Raw genomic sequence first — 16,240 nt, 5'->3', positions numbered from 1 at the left:
GCTGTTTTTGTTAGCGCCGTTCAAGTGTGATATAAGAATACGGATAAGGATTTTTCTCGTCGGCTTCATGGCGCTCGCGGCTCACTTCATGCCACAACGAGTGGTCTATCTCCGGGAAAAAAGTGTCTGCATCAAACTGATGATGAACAACTGTTAAATAGATCCTGTCGGTTTTGTCCATGGCCTGCCTGTAGATCTCGGCACCGCCACCAATAAAAACTTCGTCTTCGCTTTTGCAGAGATTCAAGGCCTCGTCTATTGATCTCACCACCTCGCAGCCGGGGATCTCAATATCCTGCCTGGTCACCACAATATTGCGGCGTTTAGGCAGCGGCTTACCAACCGAATCAAACGTCTTGCGACCCATGATGATGGTGCGGCCCGATGTTATGTCCTTAAAATGTTTAAGATCATTTGGCATGTGCCAAAGTAACTGATTGTTTTTGCCGATAGCATTGTTCTCTGCTGTGGCTACTATGATTGAAATGGTCATTGGGTTTTTATAGAGTGCCGGATAATCCAGTCTTTTATTTGGTCAAAGTTTATGTGACCCATACTTGCAGAGATTGCCATATCGTATTTCTCTTTTTGAGAAGCTAACATGGTAAACTGAGCGTCTCTCAATGTAATACGAAACAACAAATAAGCGATTCTTTTAATTCCGTCAACAAATGGATGATTGATGATGAGGCTTTCAAATATTGCAGCCGCCTTATCAACTGCAGTTGGATAAAGATCTTGTTGATCAAAAGTCATATACGGACGAGCTAATGCAGCTTCCAAGTCAGCAATGTCTCTAATGCCTTTGCTTCCTCCAAATTGATCGACTAAAGCATTGTGGTATTCTTCAACAATTTGTAAATCGATCATTGAGCTAACTTCCTCAATACTTCTTCATCCTCTGCAACAATCTCCTTGAAGTATTGATCTAATTTTGCTTTATCAGCTATTTTAGTATTTACGTCTTGTATATAATCCAAAACATCTTGCAGCAATTTTTCTGGAGCGTTTTCAGGAATTTGTCCAATAGCTTTTTGGATCTCTTCTTTTAATTCTGTAGTGCTCATAGTCTCAAATTTACAAAATTTCTAACTATACCGCAACTACACCCTTGATATGCGGATGCGGATCATAATTTTCTAAAGTAAAGTCTTCGTACTTGAAACTGAAAATATCTTTAACATCAGAATTGATCTTCATGGTTGGCAGCGGGCGTGGGTCGCGGCTTAGTTGCAGTTGTGCCTGCTCCAGGTGGTTATTGTAAATATGGGCATCGCCAAAGGTGTGGATGAAGTCGCCGTAGTCAAGGTCGCAAACCTGTGCCATCATCATGGTGAGCAAAGCGTAGGATGCAATGTTGAACGGTACGCCTAAAAATATATCTGCACTGCGTTGGTATAACTGGCAAGATAGTTTTCCTTTGGTCTCACCCTTTGATGCATCAGCCGGCTCAACGTAAAATTGGAACAAGCTATGGCAGGGTGGGAGTGCCATCTGGTTAACATCAGCAACGTTCCAGGCCGATACCATGATGCGGCGCGAGTCAGGGTTGTTTTTGATGGTATTCACTACCTGGATAATCTGATCTATGTGGCCGCCGTCAGGCTTAGGCCAGCTGCGCCACTGGTAGCCGTACACCGGGCCAAGGTTGCCGTTCTCATCGGCCCACTCGTCCCAAATGCGAACGCCGTTATCTTTTAGATACTTGATATTGGTATCTCCACTCAGAAACCAGATGAGCTCGTGAATGATGGATTTCAAGTGAAGTTTCTTGGTAGTCACCATCGGGAAGCCATCTTTCAAATTAAAACGCATTTGGTAACCAAAAACGCTGAGGGTGCCCGTCCCGGTGCGGTCATGCTTTTGCGCTCCGTTTTCCATCACATGTCGCATCAAGTCGAGGTACTGTTTCATTTTTACTTTGCTGGGTGGTTAGTTGTCATTGAGTCATTAGGTCATTGAGTCATTGTTTTTAATAATGACTCAATGATAGCAAGGTCAATGACTCAATGACTCAATGACAGCGCAGCGAATTATGGCGAAGCCAGTTCTTCGGTACAAAGAAAAATAATCTAATTTTGGTATCCTACTGATGTGCAAAAATACATCCGTTGTTAATCAATCGCTGATGATCGTATTCCCGAACGCAAAAATAAATATCGGATTAAATGTCACTGCCCGCCGGCCCGACGGATACCACGACCTTGAAACGGTTTTTTACCCTGTGAAAATTTATGACGTGCTGGAAGTGATAAAGGCTGATGAGCTAAGCTTCCAATCATCAGGACTTGACATACCTGGCAGGCCAGAGGATAACCTTTGCATCCAGGGATACCACCTGCTCAAAAAAGATTTTCCAAAACTACCGCCGGTAAAAATTCACCTGCACAAAAATGTGCCGATAGGTGCAGGGCTGGGAGGGGGATCTGCTAACGCTGCGTTCTTCATCAAATTGATGAATGAAAAATTTGAGCTCGGCATGGATGAAGACGCCATGATGGACTATGCGCGGTTGCTTGGCGCCGACTGTGCTTTCTTTATCAACAACCGCCCGGTCTTCGCTTTTGAAAAGGGCGATGAGTTTGAGCCGGTAAAACTCGACCTATCAAACTACCATGTTGCGTTGGTAATGCCTGATGCCCACGTATCCACTGCAGAGGCTTACAGAGGCGTAAAACCAACTCCTGTTAAGGAAACTGTATACGACCTGGTAAATATGCCCCTAACGGCATGGAAAAAGCATATTCGTAATGATTTTGAAGCGCATATCTTCAACAATCATCCCGTTATCCGTGGCGTAAAAGCAAGCTTGTATGAGCGTGGTGCTTTATACGCCAGTATGAGTGGCTCGGGAGCATCGGTGTTTGGCATTTTTGAGAGCAAGCCCGACTTGAAAGATCTTGAAGAAACATGCCGGGTTTTTTACAACGTTTAACAATAACCGCCTGGGAGTGGTATCAAGTAACATGCAACCGGGTACAAACTAACCCCTGACCAGGTACCGACTAAGCCAAAGTAAATATACTTGAAGTGCTATAATCACCCATTAAACCTCGCTCACTACTAACTAATATAATCCCTGTCTTCGTCACTTAGTGTATTGGGATCTTCTTTTCCATGGATGTCGTTGTAGTGTTCGCTGATATTATACTTCTTGTTTTTAGGGCGTGCAACTAACACGCCTAAAATGAAAGCCAGGATGGCAACCGGCAAAAGCATTTTCACTTTTGATGTATACACTGTGTTGAATAAAATATGGAAATACACGCCATCGGTATTTTGCATAATGATCACCGTAAGCAATACAACTATAACAAGCGCAACAATATTTTTGATGCTCATAATTTCTCGAGATAAGCTTTTCTCTAATCTACATTTTTTAGTTGCTATTTAAAAATAGGATAGGGTCGAGGCTAGATTTACACAAGACCAACTGCTGCCGTTTTTTCAAATTGCCGACGGGCTGAATCTTCGCTCAGGTCTTTATCAAATACATTCCAGTTGAGGTTGCAATTCCGACCCTATTAAGATATCGCTTTTGCAATATGATGGAGTGGTTTGGAGCCAAAAATCTCTCCGCTCGGCGGGATCATTAGTTTGATACATGTGTCGAAAATTCCTCGAAATTTTCACCAGGGATTCCAAAATGTATACGCTTGGCAGTACTACCAGCTTTTTATTCAATTTTATATTTTGGCTATTCGTTACACTTAGTATTCCGGATATAGCTTAAGGATATGCTTCAAATTTATTGATTATTTAATCAATATAATTACACTGATAACCATTACGTTAAGTCGATTTAAATCCTCTTTTAATTTGCTATGCTAATTTTATTAGTAATTGAGTTTAATTTAATTGTTATTTATATAAATTAAAATTTCATTTAAATTATATAAATAAATGATTTACATAATTATATATAATTTATATATTATTTATAATTAACTATAATAATTAAAATTTTAAGTTAGAAGTGACATGAAAGTCATCTCTGCTCATTACTTGATACTAATACACTAACTTGATTTTCAAATTTGGCTCTAAAGTGTCTGAATTTTTTTTGCGTGGAAATATGCGCCTAAAAATGAAAGTGCCTTAGAAGGGCTAAAAATGCGTTTGACTGATAGGGTTACTTTGCCCCTACCCCTGATAGAAAACCCTGAGGAACGACAGAAAAAAGACAAGGAAAAATTATCTGTTACGACGTTTGGCCATCTGTTTCTGGGCGACAGGAAACAGGAAGATGGTAGACAATACAATTGCGGCACCGGCCCAAAAACCGGCACTCATGGTGCTGGTATTGTTAAAAAAAAGAAAAGCCATAATGATGCCGTACACCGGCTCGAGGTTGGTGATCAACGCCACACGAAAGGCAGAGAGCTCGCGCATTACTGATACACCTGCAACATAAGCGAGGGACGTGCAAACGGTACCAAGTAGTAGGAGGTAGCCAATATCAGATGGTTTTGGAACCACTAAACCACTGGTTCCAACGGTTCCCAAAAGGTATAATGTGATCCATAAAAAGGCGCCGGAAAGTTCATAAAATGCAATTACAGGCGCTTCTATTTTTTGCACATGGCGACCATTGATGATAGAGAATAAGCTCGCAAGCACAGCACTTACAAGGCCGGCGATGATACCCTTAGTGTATTGCGTTTCAAACTTGAAAATTAACGCAATGCCAATTACGATAAAAACGCCTGCAATTACCTCCAATTTTGAAGTTTGCTTTTTATTGATTATCGGCTCAAAAATTGCCGTAAAAAGTGTGATAGATGAGAGGCAAACTAAGGTCACCGGAACGGTTGAAAGTTTGATTGAAGCAAAGAAAAGTATCCAATGCCCGCCTACTAAAGCACCGGTAAGAGCCAGTTTTAGCGCCGTTTTTCGGCTTAATTTGAAGGCCGTTTTGTTGAATTTGAAGTACAAAAACAACGAAAAACTGGCGATCATAACCCTGTACCACACCAAATTTACCGCGGAAATTGAGATCAATTGACCTAAAATTCCGGTAAATCCCCAGATAAAAACAGTGAAATGAAGGATCAAAAGGTTCTTGTTCAGACCCTGATTTTGTACGTTTGAAGGCATTTATTTAGGCGCTTTTACGATCAGTATATAGCCTAATATACCAAAAATTGCGTTGGGAATGCACACTGAAATGAGTGGATCGAAGCCTCCTTTTACCGAAAAAACGAGGGCAAATTTGTTCACCACGATGTATGTAAAGCATATAAAAATGCCTATACCAAGTGGCAAACCTACTCCTCCGCGTACCTTTCTGGATGATATTGCAACGCCGATACATGTGAGTACAAAGGTGGATAGTGGCTCTATAAACCGTCGATATTTTTCAAATTCCATATCAATAACTGCCCCTGTGCTGCGGATTTTTTCCTTGGCAATTGCCGCATTCAAAGTCTTCAAAGGCATGGCGCCGTAGATATTACTTACCACATTATCGTGCGCCTGGAAGTCAATGGGGCGCATGTCAAGCACGGTATCTATGTTGTTGTAGCTGCTGAAAAGAGTGTCCTTTAAGCCCTTAATAATGCGCCTGGATGGGCCGCTTATTATCCAGTGATTTTTAAGAGAATCGTACTTTATACTGGTTGCCGTGAGGCGTTCTTTCATGGTATCACCATCAAATTTTTCCAGCATAAACTGATAGCCGGTTTGCATTGCAGGGTCAAAAGATTGCATGTAAACGTAAGTGTGTTTATCTAATTGGATATGCACATCAGCCTTTGATTGGTCGTCGTTAGCGAAGAAATTTCGACTTTCAAAATCAACTTTTAGCTTGTTGGTATGCGGAATCACATACAAATTAAGCAGGAGGGAAATAACAAAAATTAGGATTGAGGATAGTGCGTAGGGCCTTAAAAAGCGATTAAAACTGGCCCTGCTGGTAAGTATCGGAACGATCTCCGTCTGGTTGGCCATCTTAGCCGTAAAGTATATCACCGCCAGGAAGTTAATGAGTGGCGACAATAACATCAGGTAAAATGGAATAAAACCTGCATAATATTCGAATATAATATCGTGCAGGCTGGAATTCTTGCCCAGGAAATTATCAAGGTGCTCAGAGATATCAAAAATAACCGATATTACAAGGAAGATACCAAGGGTAAACACAAATGTGCCCAGGTATTTACCCATAATAAACCTGTCAATAACGGTTAAATATCTGCCAAGTAGTTTCTTCATCTACAATCTTGTGCCTAAGCGGGTTACCATTTTGTTCTTCCAGTCGTAAAACTCTCCCGAGATGATTTTATTGCGTGCTTCGCCTACCAGCCATAGATAAAAGTGAAGGTTATGCAGGGTTGCCACTTGTGCGCCAAGCATTTCGCCGCTATGTATAAGGTGGCGCAAGTAGGCTTTGGTGTAAACCTTATCGGCAAAAAGGTCACTGTCTGCCTCGATAGGAGAAAAGTCGTTTTTCCACTTTTCGTTTTTGATATTGATAATGCCGTCTTTAGTGAACAACATACCGTTACGGGCATTGCGGGTTGGCATTACACAGTCAAACATATCAATACCTAAAGCAATGTTTTCCAATATATTAACAGGGGTTCCAACACCCATTAGGTAACGTGGCTTTTCCTTTGGTAATATATCGCAAACTACCTCCGTCATGGCATACATTTCTTCGGCAGGTTCGCCTACGCTAAGTCCGCCAATGGCATTTCCTTCGCGCTCAAAAGAAGCAATAACTTCTGCCGATCTCACCCTCAGATCTTTATAAACAGACCCTTGCACAATAGGGAATAGGGTTTGGCTATAGCCATATTTCGGCTCGGTGTTGTCAAACCTGTCGCAGCATCGTTTAAGCCATCGATGGGTCATTTCTATAGACCTTTTCGCGTAATTGTACTCGCAGGGGTAAGGCGTGCATTCATCAAATGCCATAATGATATCGGCACCAATAATGCGCTGTATATCCATCACATTCTCGGGTGTAAACAGGTGTTTTGAGCCATCAACATGCGAGCGAAAGGTTACGCCTTCCTCCTTTATCTTACGCACTTCGGTAAGCGAATAAACCTGGTAACCGCCGCTATCGGTCAAAATTGGGCCGTCCCAGCCGTTAAATTTATGTAATCCGCCGGCTTGTTCAAGCGTGTTTAGTCCGGGCCTTAAGTATAAATGATAGGTATTTCCTAAGATGATCTGCGCCTTTATGTCCTCTTTAAGTTCGCGCTGATGTACCGCTTTTACGGTACCGGCAGTGCCAACGGGCATAAAAATTGGCGTTTGGATAACCCCGTGATCGGTAACCAGTTCGCCTGCCCGGGCCTTTGATAGTGGGTCTTGTGCTTGTAAAGTAAATTTCATTGTATCCCGGCAAAATTAACAAAAGCTACCTTATTACTGTAAGTTTTAAAGGCTTCAAAGTTTTAATGTTTGTTGTGGATAGCTAAATGTTTGCCCGATATGGAAAACTAATGCTGATTATGTGAAATATGTTAACATTTCAACCTCAAAACGTTACAACATTACAACGTTTTTTAACAACTTTGCTCTTTATTTTAAAGGCGCATTGGAAGCTTATATACAACAGGCATTATTCATTTTATTTCAGCTTTGTTTTATTGTTCAACTATATTACCTCATCAGTAACCATAGTAAACTTTCGGGCTACAAACCACGGCAAGAGCTTCCGCAACCAACAGTACCTGTTTCGGTGATCATCAGTGCACGTAACGAAGCTAAAAACCTGATCGTTTACTTGCCTTATATCCTGCAGCAAAATTATCCTGACTATGAAGTTGTGGTGGTAAATGACCGTTCAACAGATGATACGGCTGATGTGCTGCGCGAGATACAACAGGAGTTTCCGCATTTAAAAATAGTAACCGTGACCGAAAGCGAGAAGCATAGAACTGGGAAAAAGTTTGCGCTTACCATGGGTATAAAGGCTGCGAAATATGAGCATTTTTTGTTTACAGATGCCGACTGCAAGCCCGCCACGCTCGACTGGATAACCCGAATGGCCGCAAACTTTAACGCCTCAACATATATCGTTTTAGGGTATTCGCCGTATATTAAAACCCGCAATTTTTTAAATCCTTTTATCCGTTTTGAAACGCTTAAAACGGCTATCAATTACCTTTCTTCAGCCTTAAAAGGCGACCCTTACATGGGTATAGGCCGTAACTTGGCTTATACGCGGAGCCTGTTTTTTGGTGCCAAGGGCTTTGCATCGCACATGCACGTAATGAGTGGGGATGATGACCTTTTTGTGAATCAAAATGGTACATCTGTAAATACAACTATCGAAATTCACCCCGATACATTTACTTACAGTGATGCAAAAAGCACTTTAAAAAGCTGGTTTATTCAAAAGAAAAGGCACATGGGTGTAGGTAAATTATACAAGAACAGCCATCGACGTATGCTTAGCCTTGATGCTGTAAGCGGCTTTTTGTACTATGTGCTGCTTATTGCATTCATCATACTAAAGTTTGAACCATTATTAATAGCGGGTGTTGTATTATTTAGGTTGATACTGCAATTTGCTATTTATCGCAAAATATTTAAAAAACTGGACTGTGCCGATCTGCTGTGGTGGCTGCCATTTTTTGATATGATATACTATATCTATTTAAATGTATTTGGATTGATTGGTACCTTTATTAAAACCACACGATGGAAGTAAACAAAAATTTCACCGAGAACGCCAGGAACGATTTCCAGCTGGTGCTGAAAGCCCGCGAGGGAAACCAAAAGGCCTATGCTGATCTGATGCAGCGTTATAAAGATTCCATTTACTTTATGGTGCTTAAGATGGTGAACAATAAGGAAGATGCCATGGACCTTACCGTTGAAACCTTTGCCAAGGCCTTTGAAAAGCTGGATAAATATCAGCCCGAGTTTGCCTTTAGTACCTGGTTATTTCGTGTGGCTACCAATAACTGTATAGATTTTATCAGGAAAAAGAAGCTTAGCACTCAATCCATCCACGGTATGATGGATGATGATGGCGATGAAAAGCCGTTGCAAATAAAAGCTGATACCCTTAATCCTGAAGAATCATCGATAAAAAAACAACAAACGGCCGAGTTAAAATTATTGATAGAAAGTTTGCCTCCGCGTTACCGTAACCTGATAACCCTGCGCTATTTTGATGAGCTGTCATACGAAGAGATCTCCCAGCAGTTAGACTTGCCGTTGGGAACCGTTAAAGCACAATTATTTAGAGGGCGTTACCTGTTGGGCAACATCATAAACCGATACAAAAAGGATGGAATCTGATATCCTCTTAAAATACTTCCCCGATATTACCAAGGAGCAGCAGGAACAGTTTGCACAGCTGCAGGAACTTTATACATTTTGGAATAACCAGATCAATGTGATATCCCGTAAGGACATCGACCTGTTGTATGAGCGCCACGTTTTGCATTCGTTAGGTATAGCTAAAGTGATGGGCTTCTTGCCAGGTGAGAACGTTTTGGATGTGGGTACCGGTGGTGGTTTTCCGGGCGTTCCGTTGGCTATTATGTTTCCGGATACACAGTTTCATTTGGTAGATAGTATTGGTAAAAAGATAAAGGTAGTGAGCGAGGTTTCATCTGCTATTGGCTTAAAAAACCTGCGTGCAACACATGCACGTGCAGAAGAAATTAAGGAGAAATTTGATTTTGTAGTATCGCGTGCGGTTACGCAATTAAAGGATTTTTATCCCTGGGTAAAGGATAAATTTAACAAGCAGTCTAAAAATAAATTGCCTAACGGCATACTCTATTTAAAGGGAGGGGATCTAACTCAAGAAATTGCCGACGCGGGTTTAGCCGTGCAGCAATTCTACCTCAAAGATTATTTTGATGAGGATTTCTTCGAAACCAAACAGGTTATTTACGTTAAGATTTAATTTTACTGCCAGTTACAACAACTTCTGTAAGTACCGTGCTTTTGCCATCTTTTGGTATCTGCCTGGCAATTTCTACTTTATTATCTATTGTTGGATTAGGATTATCTTCATCAACAAGATTAAAAGATACAGGGATATAATAGTTGCCGGCCGGAATATCCAAATGCTTATCATACATCCCTAATACCCTTGCTACTTCATTATCGGCGATCGGAAGTATCCCTTTGTACAATTTGATGTTGTTTAGTTTTCCATCTTTTACATCAAAATTCATGATCACTATGCCGCTTTTGTCTTCATTTCGCAACCTGGCAGGGAATCTTACATATTTGGCTATAAAACTATAAAAAGCATTTAATCCTTCGATTTGGTCCCGGCTTTTCCACTTGGTTGAAGTTATAGTGGGTGGCGGTGGCGGAGGTGGAACGCTCGTAGCTTTTTTTCTTGATTCTACGGGTGGCGGCGGTGGTGGATTATTCACATAACCAGTGGCTACAACTACGCCGGCAAAATTTGGTTTAGACCTGTAATTATCTAATGATTGATACCTTTTAGTATAACCTTGCAGTGCAAAAACCGTTGCCAAATAGTATTGCCCCGGCGCTTTATCAACAATGCCATTAAAAGAACGGATTGCGTTCAAAGCTGCTTCGTCACAACCATTGCCAATGCCTTTTTCTACTTTTATGTCGGTTATTTTACGATCGGAATTCAAACGGTAAGATAATATTACATTACCATCAGTTTTACTTTCTCGGGCAGATTGTGGATAACGTAAAGTTTTAGCCATATGTTTATACAATGGTATATATGCCGTTTCATAAGGTGGCGGTGGGACCAAAGCTTTAGTAGGCAATTGAGGCGCAATTACGAGCGCGCTTCCTCTTTTATCTTTATTGTATATTGATACCGGTCTTGAAGGCGGCGGCGGTGATTTTTGAGTTTGCTCATACGCTGATCTGGCCGAATCACGCAAAACTTTTTCTATCCTAAAGTGATCGCCGTTTGAAATGGTAATCTCTTTAGGTTTATCAGGAAAGGTTTTAACTGAATAAAAGGTGGCTTTGTCGGCAGTCGAATCGCGCAGTTCCATGTCATCCGCAATGGCTATGATGCCGGTTGTTAGATCAGTTAGTCTAAGCGTGTAGTTACCGCTATCAATTTGCACTGTACGGCTGGTTTGCTTTTGCGGCGTAAAGTCTATCACCCCGTAATCTTTACTAAATAGTAACGTGGATGTACACAACATCCCCGCGCAAAGCGGTGCTGCTGCCAGGTATTTTAGCCTTGCTAACTTGCCTGATCGTTTTTGGTTTAACATGATTATTCTCCTTTTTAATAGGTTATTGTTGAAGAAGGAATGCGTAACCGATGCGCCTGCCAATCCGTAAGCGTTATTAAGCAGGAAGGATGAATAGGAAAGGGCATCATTTTCGAGGGCCGCAGTTTGCTCGTCGGCTATATATTCGTGCAGGGTTTTTAAGCTTTGCTGTACCAGGTAAACCACCGGGCTAAACCAATTAACGATCTTAAGCAACTCCAGGAAAAGCACATCGAGTGTATGTTTCTGGCGAATATGCACCAGTTCGTGCGCGATAATGGTCTCAGACTGTTTAAGACCGGTACCCATGTACAAATAATTGAAGAATGAAAAAGCGGTTTGGCTATCAGGCAGATCAACTCGTTGGTAGTCGCCATAGCTGTATGATCGCCCGGCTTTGGTTATCTTAAATAAACGCCATAACCTAACAAGAAGAACTACTGCAGCAATCATTGCCCCGGCTATGTACAGGTAAGGCAGCGTATTATCTACAGTAAACTCGAAGCCCTGCTTTTGAACCTGTACGTTTAAATTTGTTGGTAGTACGTAAGAGGCCTGAGTAAACGTTTGCGTTTCTTCGAGATGCGGCTTTAAGGCACTTATCTGCGTTAGCGGAATAATAAACGCAATAATGCAGGATGCTATCAGATACATCCGGTTGAGCGTATAATGTGTATTGTCAGCTAAGATCAGACGGTAGCACAAGTAAAATACCAGCATGTAAATATTGGCTTCGATGAGATAATGTAACCAGCTCATTTTTTCTCAGATTTAAGTTTTTCAATCAGTGCGCTTAATTCGTCAAGTTCTTTAACGCCCAGCTTATTTTCATCGGCAATAAACGATACCAGGCTTTTGTAAGAGTTATCGAAGTAGTTGGTCATCAACTTATCTACGCTGAATTTCTTGTAATCAGCTTCGCTGATGACAGGGAAGTACACATGCGAGTTGCCATAAGCTTTATGATCAATAAATCCCTTACCTTCCAATACGCGCACTACAGTTGATACCGTGTTGTAGGCCGGTTTGGGATCAGGCATTTGGTCCAGTATATCTTTTACAATACCTTCCTGTAACTGCCACAATATCTGCATTATCTGTTCTTCGGCTTTGGTGAGTTCTTTTAGTTTCATAGCAAACTATTTTTATAGTTAAGTGAAGGTATAAACTATTTATATAGTTTGCAAACTATTTTTATAGTTTTTTTCGGAGGCGGCATTTTTACAATGCTATCGCTATATTGTAGCACTTATAACTATGTCACTACTTCACCAGGTTGCGCTTACTTTTTTAAAAGAGATAGGTCACGTTAGGGCCAAAACGCTTGTTGCACACTTAGGCAGCGCCGAAGCAATTTTTAAGGCGAGCCCCGGGCAGTTATCAAATATTCCGGGGATAGGGGAGATCACTATCAAGAAACTGGAATTCACTGAGCCGCTGCAACGCGCTGAAAAGGAGTTGAAATTTATTGAAGATAATAATATTGACGTGTTGTTTTACACCGATGCGCGTTACCCCAAACGCTTAAAAAATTGTGTAGATGCGCCTGTGTTGCTTTATGCGAAGGGCCAATATAATTTAAATGCGCTTAAGGTTGTGAGTGTTGTTGGTACCCGTAATGCTACCGATTATGGTAAGCAGCTTTGCCGCCAGTTGATTGAGGAACTGGCAGAGCATAACGTTCTGGTGGTTAGCGGACTTGCGCACGGTATTGATGTTGCCGCACATAAAGAGTGCTTAAAAGCTAATGTGCAAACGGTTGGGGTGTTAGGGCATGGGTTGGATAGATTATATCCCGGCCAGAACCGCAGTACTGCAGATAGGATGCTGCAAAACGGCGGACTTTTAACCGAGTATCCATCTGGTACCAATGCCGACAGGCAAAATTTTCCTGAGCGTAATAGAATAGTTGCAGGCATGGCTGATGCTACTATTGTTGTTGAAGCAGGTTTAAAGGGTGGGGCGTTGATAACTGCAGAGATCGCTAACAGCTATCACCGTGATGTATTTGCTTTCCCCGGAAGGTTGGATGATGAATATTCGGAAGGCTGTAACTTCCTGATCCGTAATAATAAAGCTGCACTGTTAACCTGCATGGCCGATCTGGCTTACAGCATGGGATGGGAAAAAAGTACGGAAGTTAAAGGCGGCCCAGAGCAGTTGATCTTGCCGATTGATTTATCTGCCGATGAACGTGCTGTATATGAAGTGATACAGACCAATAAAGCGCCGTTGGCCATTGATGAACTCGCCATAAAAGTAAATATGCCTACCAGCCAACTGGCCATGACGTTGTTAGATATGGAGTTGCAAGGTTTCATCCGTTCATTACCGGGTAAAACCTACGCGCTTAATTAATCCTCCTTTGGGCTATCAAGCCAGGTGAGTTTTCCTGAACCTTCGTGCAGTTCCATCCAGTTGTCAGCCTCAAATTCCAGAAGCGCAACGGCGCAGGTAGACATATCTTTGTATTCTCCTGATAGCAATGTAAGCACCTGGCTTATAGCGGGGTTGTGCCCTACCAATGCAACGAAATCCTTATCAGGTAAGTTATAGATCACTTTGAGTAGCGTATTTTCACTCGCCTCATAGATATCATGATCTGTGATGGCAGTAACAAGACCGAGTTCCTCTGTAAAAACATTTGCTGTAGATAGGGTACGCAAAGCTGGGCTCGCTACTACAATATCCGGCTTTATATGGTTTTTAAGCAGCCTCGCCGTCATGATTTCACATTGCGTAAAGCCTTTATCAGTAAGGGGGCGTTCAAAATCCTGGTAACCACTTTCATGCGTGGCTTTAGCGTGTCGGATAAGTAGTAGTTTTTTCATGTTATATTAAACAACAAAAGCGAAGCCAAAGCTCCGCTTTTGTAATAGTGTAATGGATTTATTTAGAATTTAAAACCAGCAGAGATACCAAATACACGGTTTTTGGTTGAAACTTCTGCTGTGCCGTCATTACCAATATCTGTTAATCCCAGATCATAGTTAATACCCAACAGGAAGCCGTTTTTAAATTCGAAACCTGCTATGCCATTAAAACCTGCATCAACTCTTTTAAAGTCACCATCGCTGCCGAAGGTTACATCCATGCTTTCAGAATTTGTTCCATCTGATGCTTTTACCTTACCGTTTAATCCGAAGGCAACATACGGGCCTACGCCAAAGTAAACGCCGCCAAACGTAGCAGGTACGTGGTAAACCACATTAACGGGTACTTGCAGATAATAGGTTTTAAAATCTGCTTCAACACCACCTGATTTGTAATTTCCGCCTTTTCCTGCATAGTAAATACCAGGTTGGATGCTGACGTTTGTGCTGGTTTTAACATCAGCAAAAAGGCCGGCTGCAAATGTTGTTGTTGAACCTGAACCTACAGATAAATTGCCGCTTGATGATGAAAGGCTTGCGAAACCTATACCACCGCGTACACCATAAGTTGTTTGAGAAAATGCTGAGGTTACTGCGAATGCGCAGCAAATAGAAAGTAAAAATTTCTTCATTGTGCTTAGATTTAGTGAGCGCAAATGTAAGAAAATATGAGAAAATCCCTTAGCTGTTCACAAATTCGGTGATAGCGTCCTCGGGGATATCCCACATGCATTTAAAATGACCTAATGGACATCTCTCCAGGCCGAATTTTGAACAGGGGCGGCAATCCAGATCGATGCCGGCCACCAATGACTTTTTTACCATGTAGGGTTTTACGCCAAGCAAATCTGGTATCGTGCCACCCCAAATGGAAACAATTGGCCGGTCAAAAGCTTCGGCAATATGGGTAAGCCCGGTATCAAAACCTATAACGGTTTTTGCTTTAGAAACCAGGAAAACAGATTCATCAAGCGAAGTTTTGCCGCAGGCGTTATGGACTTTTTCGCCGATCGCAGAGGCAATCTCATCTCCGTTGATCTTTACATCATTGCCGCCGAGCAATAAAACAGGGCCCTCAATTTCTTTACAAATGCTGATAATCTTTTTGTTAGGCATGCGCTTTGTAAAATGCGTGGCCCCAATTACAAAGGCCGTATATCCATTAAGGTGACTTGCAGGCAGCAGATCTGCTAACTGATACGCCTTATTGATGTAATAATCTATAGGCTCTCCGTCATTGGTAACGCCTAAAAATTTTACTGTCTTAAGGTATCTATCAACCAGGTGCACGGGTGGTACCAGGTTTTTACGAAGCTTTAGGCTAAGCCATTTAAGTATGGTTTGCTTATTATAAGTAGACGAGTGTATACGTGTACGTAGTTTAATAATAGCCGTACGCAGGTTGTTGTGCAGATCGATGATGTGATCGTAGCCTTCTGCCTTGATATCAGCAATGGTTTCTGATAGGCTGGGTTTAAGCAGCAGCAGCTTATCCAGGTATGGATTATTATCGTAAATGTATTTGAATGCCGGTTTGGTTATGAAGTGTACTTCGGCGTTGGGTAATTGTTTTTTTAAGCATCGCACCACCGGTGTGGTGTAAATAATATCACCCATTGAACTGAAGCGGATAACCAAGATCTTCATCAGGAAGTTTGCGCTTTTATCCTGTTAATAATAGATGTTGATGAGTAGCCATCAACCAGCGTAATTGTTTTTACTTCACCGCCGTTTGCCAGCACTTCTTTTGAACCGGCTATCTGGTCTACAGTGTAATCAGCACCTTTCACCAATACATCAGGCAATAACTGCGCAATCAAATCACGAGGTGTGTCGTCCTCGAACATCACAACTGCATCCACAAAAAATAGGGAAGCCAATAAGGCCGCCCGGTTGTTTTGGTCGTTTATTGGCCTGCTTTCACCCTTGAGTCGTTTAACAGATGCATCGGTATTAAGGCCGATTATAAGTTTATCGCCAAGGTCGGCGGCCTTTGCCAGGTAGGTGACATGGCCCAGGTGCAGCAGGTCAAAGACGCCATTAGTGAATACAACCTTTTTGCCGGCAACCTTCCATGCAGTGATAGTTTCCTGCATTTGAGGCAGGGTTTGTATCTTATTCAAAAGTGTATTTTCCAGCTCTTGGCGCATGTTGTAAAGCTACGCA

19 protein-coding genes are annotated in these 16,240 nt (G+C 41.9%); 5 read left to right on the top strand and 14 right to left on the bottom strand.

Going from position 1 to position 16,240, the window contains the following annotated elements; all coding sequences use genetic code 11:
• Positions 1-10 precede the first annotated feature (10 nt).
• The 4 genes from FPZ42_RS00275 to FPZ42_RS00260 are packed head-to-tail and all read right to left on the bottom strand — an operon-like array spanning position 11 to position 1,914.
• A complete protein-coding gene (locus tag FPZ42_RS00275) occupies positions 11-493 on the bottom strand; it encodes a dihydrofolate reductase (RefSeq protein ID WP_146268500.1) in 483 nt (160 codons plus the stop codon).
• Positions 490-870: a type II toxin-antitoxin system death-on-curing family toxin gene (locus FPZ42_RS00270; RefSeq protein ID WP_146268499.1), complete on the bottom strand. Its 381-nt coding sequence runs from the start codon at positions 868-870 to the stop codon at positions 490-492. Before FPZ42_RS00270 ends, FPZ42_RS00275 begins: the two co-directional genes overlap by 4 nt.
• On the bottom strand, positions 867-1,067 hold the full coding sequence (locus tag FPZ42_RS00265; protein WP_146268498.1) for a hypothetical protein: 201 nt from the start codon (positions 1,065-1,067) through the stop codon (positions 867-869). The genes FPZ42_RS00270 and FPZ42_RS00265 overlap by 4 nt, the downstream gene beginning before the upstream one ends.
• A gap of 25 nt (positions 1,068-1,092) precedes the next feature.
• Positions 1,093-1,914 (bottom strand): thymidylate synthase, encoded by an 822-nt coding sequence (locus FPZ42_RS00260; RefSeq protein ID WP_146268497.1) that lies wholly within the window; start codon positions 1,912-1,914, stop codon positions 1,093-1,095.
• A gap of 178 nt (positions 1,915-2,092) precedes the next feature.
• Between FPZ42_RS00260 and ispE the strand changes: the two genes are divergently transcribed.
• Complete coding sequence (ispE, locus tag FPZ42_RS00255; protein WP_315898384.1) at positions 2,093-2,935, top strand: 4-(cytidine 5'-diphospho)-2-C-methyl-D-erythritol kinase; 843 nt, start codon at positions 2,093-2,095, stop codon at positions 2,933-2,935.
• Positions 2,936-3,063: 128 nt separating this feature from the next.
• Here the strand turns inward: ispE and FPZ42_RS00250 are convergent, their stop codons facing one another.
• The 4 genes from FPZ42_RS00250 to tgt all read right to left on the bottom strand — a co-directional run bounded on the left by FPZ42_RS00250 (position 3,064) and on the right by tgt (position 7,344).
• Positions 3,064-3,342 carry a hypothetical protein gene (locus FPZ42_RS00250; RefSeq protein WP_146268496.1) on the bottom strand — a complete coding sequence of 93 codons (279 nt, stop codon included), beginning with the start codon at positions 3,340-3,342 and terminating at the stop codon, positions 3,064-3,066.
• Between the two features lie 852 nt (positions 3,343-4,194).
• Entirely contained in the window at positions 4,195-5,097 is a 903-nt protein-coding gene (locus FPZ42_RS00245) for a DMT family transporter (RefSeq protein ID WP_146268495.1), read from the bottom strand.
• Entirely contained in the window at positions 5,098-6,213 is a 1,116-nt protein-coding gene (locus FPZ42_RS00240) for an LptF/LptG family permease (protein WP_146268494.1), read from the bottom strand.
• A complete protein-coding gene (gene tgt / locus FPZ42_RS00235; protein WP_146268493.1) occupies positions 6,214-7,344 on the bottom strand; it encodes a tRNA guanosine(34) transglycosylase Tgt in 1,131 nt (376 codons plus the stop codon).
• A gap of 121 nt (positions 7,345-7,465) precedes the next feature.
• On the opposite strand from tgt, the gene FPZ42_RS00230 reads away from it, so the two are divergent.
• From FPZ42_RS00230 to rsmG, 3 genes are read left to right on the top strand one after another with little or no spacing between them, the layout of a single operon-like run.
• Complete coding sequence (locus FPZ42_RS00230; protein WP_261382197.1) at positions 7,466-8,668, top strand: glycosyltransferase; 1,203 nt, start codon at positions 7,466-7,468, stop codon at positions 8,666-8,668.
• The gene (locus tag FPZ42_RS00225) at positions 8,659-9,264 is read left to right on the top strand and encodes an RNA polymerase sigma factor (RefSeq protein ID WP_146268492.1); all 606 of its coding nucleotides are present in this window, start codon (positions 8,659-8,661) and stop codon (positions 9,262-9,264) included. Before FPZ42_RS00230 ends, FPZ42_RS00225 begins: the two co-directional genes overlap by 10 nt.
• The gene (rsmG, locus tag FPZ42_RS00220; RefSeq protein WP_146268491.1) at positions 9,254-9,880 is read left to right on the top strand and encodes a 16S rRNA (guanine(527)-N(7))-methyltransferase RsmG; all 627 of its coding nucleotides are present in this window, start codon (positions 9,254-9,256) and stop codon (positions 9,878-9,880) included. The genes FPZ42_RS00225 and rsmG overlap by 11 nt, the downstream gene beginning before the upstream one ends.
• On the opposite strand, the gene FPZ42_RS00215 is transcribed toward rsmG, so the two are convergent.
• Positions 9,870-11,960 (bottom strand): M56 family metallopeptidase, encoded by a 2,091-nt coding sequence (locus tag FPZ42_RS00215; protein WP_146268490.1) that lies wholly within the window; start codon positions 11,958-11,960, stop codon positions 9,870-9,872. The two genes, rsmG and FPZ42_RS00215, sit on opposite strands and share 11 nt — an antisense overlap.
• The gene (locus FPZ42_RS00210) at positions 11,957-12,334 is read right to left on the bottom strand and encodes a BlaI/MecI/CopY family transcriptional regulator (RefSeq protein WP_146268489.1); all 378 of its coding nucleotides are present in this window, start codon (positions 12,332-12,334) and stop codon (positions 11,957-11,959) included. Before FPZ42_RS00210 ends, FPZ42_RS00215 begins: the two co-directional genes overlap by 4 nt.
• Positions 12,335-12,458: 124 nt before the next feature.
• On the opposite strand from FPZ42_RS00210, the gene dprA reads away from it, so the two are divergent.
• Entirely contained in the window at positions 12,459-13,559 is a 1,101-nt protein-coding gene (gene dprA / locus FPZ42_RS00205; protein ID WP_146268488.1) for a DNA-processing protein DprA, read from the top strand.
• Here dprA and FPZ42_RS00200 read toward each other — a convergent pair.
• The 4 genes from FPZ42_RS00200 to rfaE2 all read right to left on the bottom strand — a co-directional run bounded on the left by FPZ42_RS00200 (position 13,556) and on the right by rfaE2 (position 16,224).
• The gene (locus tag FPZ42_RS00200; RefSeq protein WP_146268487.1) at positions 13,556-14,032 is read right to left on the bottom strand and encodes a SixA phosphatase family protein; all 477 of its coding nucleotides are present in this window, start codon (positions 14,030-14,032) and stop codon (positions 13,556-13,558) included. The genes dprA and FPZ42_RS00200 overlap by 4 nt on opposite strands.
• A 62-nt stretch (positions 14,033-14,094) precedes the next feature.
• Complete coding sequence (locus FPZ42_RS00195) at positions 14,095-14,706, bottom strand: porin family protein (RefSeq protein WP_146268486.1); 612 nt, start codon at positions 14,704-14,706, stop codon at positions 14,095-14,097.
• A gap of 49 nt (positions 14,707-14,755) precedes the next feature.
• The gene (locus FPZ42_RS00190; protein ID WP_146268485.1) at positions 14,756-15,721 is read right to left on the bottom strand and encodes a glycosyltransferase family 9 protein; all 966 of its coding nucleotides are present in this window, start codon (positions 15,719-15,721) and stop codon (positions 14,756-14,758) included.
• Positions 15,721-16,224, bottom strand: coding sequence for a D-glycero-beta-D-manno-heptose 1-phosphate adenylyltransferase (gene rfaE2 / locus FPZ42_RS00185; protein ID WP_146268484.1), 504 nt, complete (start codon positions 16,222-16,224; stop codon positions 15,721-15,723). Before rfaE2 ends, FPZ42_RS00190 begins: the two co-directional genes overlap by 1 nt.
• Between the last annotated feature and the right edge of the window lie 16 nt (positions 16,225-16,240).

The sequence above is a fragment of the Mucilaginibacter achroorhodeus genome (assembly GCF_007846095.1).
Lineage (GTDB): Bacteria > Bacteroidota > Bacteroidia > Sphingobacteriales > Sphingobacteriaceae > Mucilaginibacter > Mucilaginibacter achroorhodeus.
This window is presented reverse-complemented; position numbering and strand designations above follow the sequence as displayed.

Excerpts from the sequence above, each read along its gene's own strand:
- FPZ42_RS00275 (WP_146268500.1), bottom strand. The coding sequence starts at position 493 with ATGACCATTTCAATCATAGTAGCCACAGCAGAGAACAATGCTATCGGC.
- FPZ42_RS00270 (WP_146268499.1), bottom strand. The coding sequence starts at position 870 with ATGATCGATTTACAAATTGTTGAAGAATACCACAATGCTTTAGTCGAT.
- FPZ42_RS00265 (WP_146268498.1), bottom strand. The coding sequence starts at position 1,067 with ATGAGCACTACAGAATTAAAAGAAGAGATCCAAAAAGCTATTGGACAA.
- FPZ42_RS00260 (WP_146268497.1), bottom strand. The coding sequence starts at position 1,914 with ATGAAACAGTACCTCGACTTGATGCGACATGTGATGGAAAACGGAGCG.
- ispE (WP_315898384.1), top strand. The coding sequence starts at position 2,093 with ATGTGCAAAAATACATCCGTTGTTAATCAATCGCTGATGATCGTATTC.
- FPZ42_RS00250 (WP_146268496.1), bottom strand. The coding sequence starts at position 3,342 with ATGAGCATCAAAAATATTGTTGCGCTTGTTATAGTTGTATTGCTTACG.
- FPZ42_RS00245 (WP_146268495.1), bottom strand. The coding sequence starts at position 5,097 with ATGCCTTCAAACGTACAAAATCAGGGTCTGAACAAGAACCTTTTGATC.
- FPZ42_RS00240 (WP_146268494.1), bottom strand. The coding sequence starts at position 6,213 with ATGAAGAAACTACTTGGCAGATATTTAACCGTTATTGACAGGTTTATT.
- tgt (WP_146268493.1), bottom strand. The coding sequence starts at position 7,344 with ATGAAATTTACTTTACAAGCACAAGACCCACTATCAAAGGCCCGGGCA.
- FPZ42_RS00225 (WP_146268492.1), top strand. The coding sequence starts at position 8,659 with ATGGAAGTAAACAAAAATTTCACCGAGAACGCCAGGAACGATTTCCAG.
- rsmG (WP_146268491.1), top strand. The coding sequence starts at position 9,254 with ATGGAATCTGATATCCTCTTAAAATACTTCCCCGATATTACCAAGGAG.
- FPZ42_RS00215 (WP_146268490.1), bottom strand. The coding sequence starts at position 11,960 with ATGAGCTGGTTACATTATCTCATCGAAGCCAATATTTACATGCTGGTA.
- FPZ42_RS00210 (WP_146268489.1), bottom strand. The coding sequence starts at position 12,334 with ATGAAACTAAAAGAACTCACCAAAGCCGAAGAACAGATAATGCAGATA.
- dprA (WP_146268488.1), top strand. The coding sequence starts at position 12,459 with ATGTCACTACTTCACCAGGTTGCGCTTACTTTTTTAAAAGAGATAGGT.
- FPZ42_RS00200 (WP_146268487.1), bottom strand. The coding sequence starts at position 14,032 with ATGAAAAAACTACTACTTATCCGACACGCTAAAGCCACGCATGAAAGT.
- FPZ42_RS00195 (WP_146268486.1), bottom strand. The coding sequence starts at position 14,706 with ATGAAGAAATTTTTACTTTCTATTTGCTGCGCATTCGCAGTAACCTCA.
- FPZ42_RS00190 (WP_146268485.1), bottom strand. The coding sequence starts at position 15,721 with ATGAAGATCTTGGTTATCCGCTTCAGTTCAATGGGTGATATTATTTAC.
- rfaE2 (WP_146268484.1), bottom strand. The coding sequence starts at position 16,224 with ATGCGCCAAGAGCTGGAAAATACACTTTTGAATAAGATACAAACCCTG.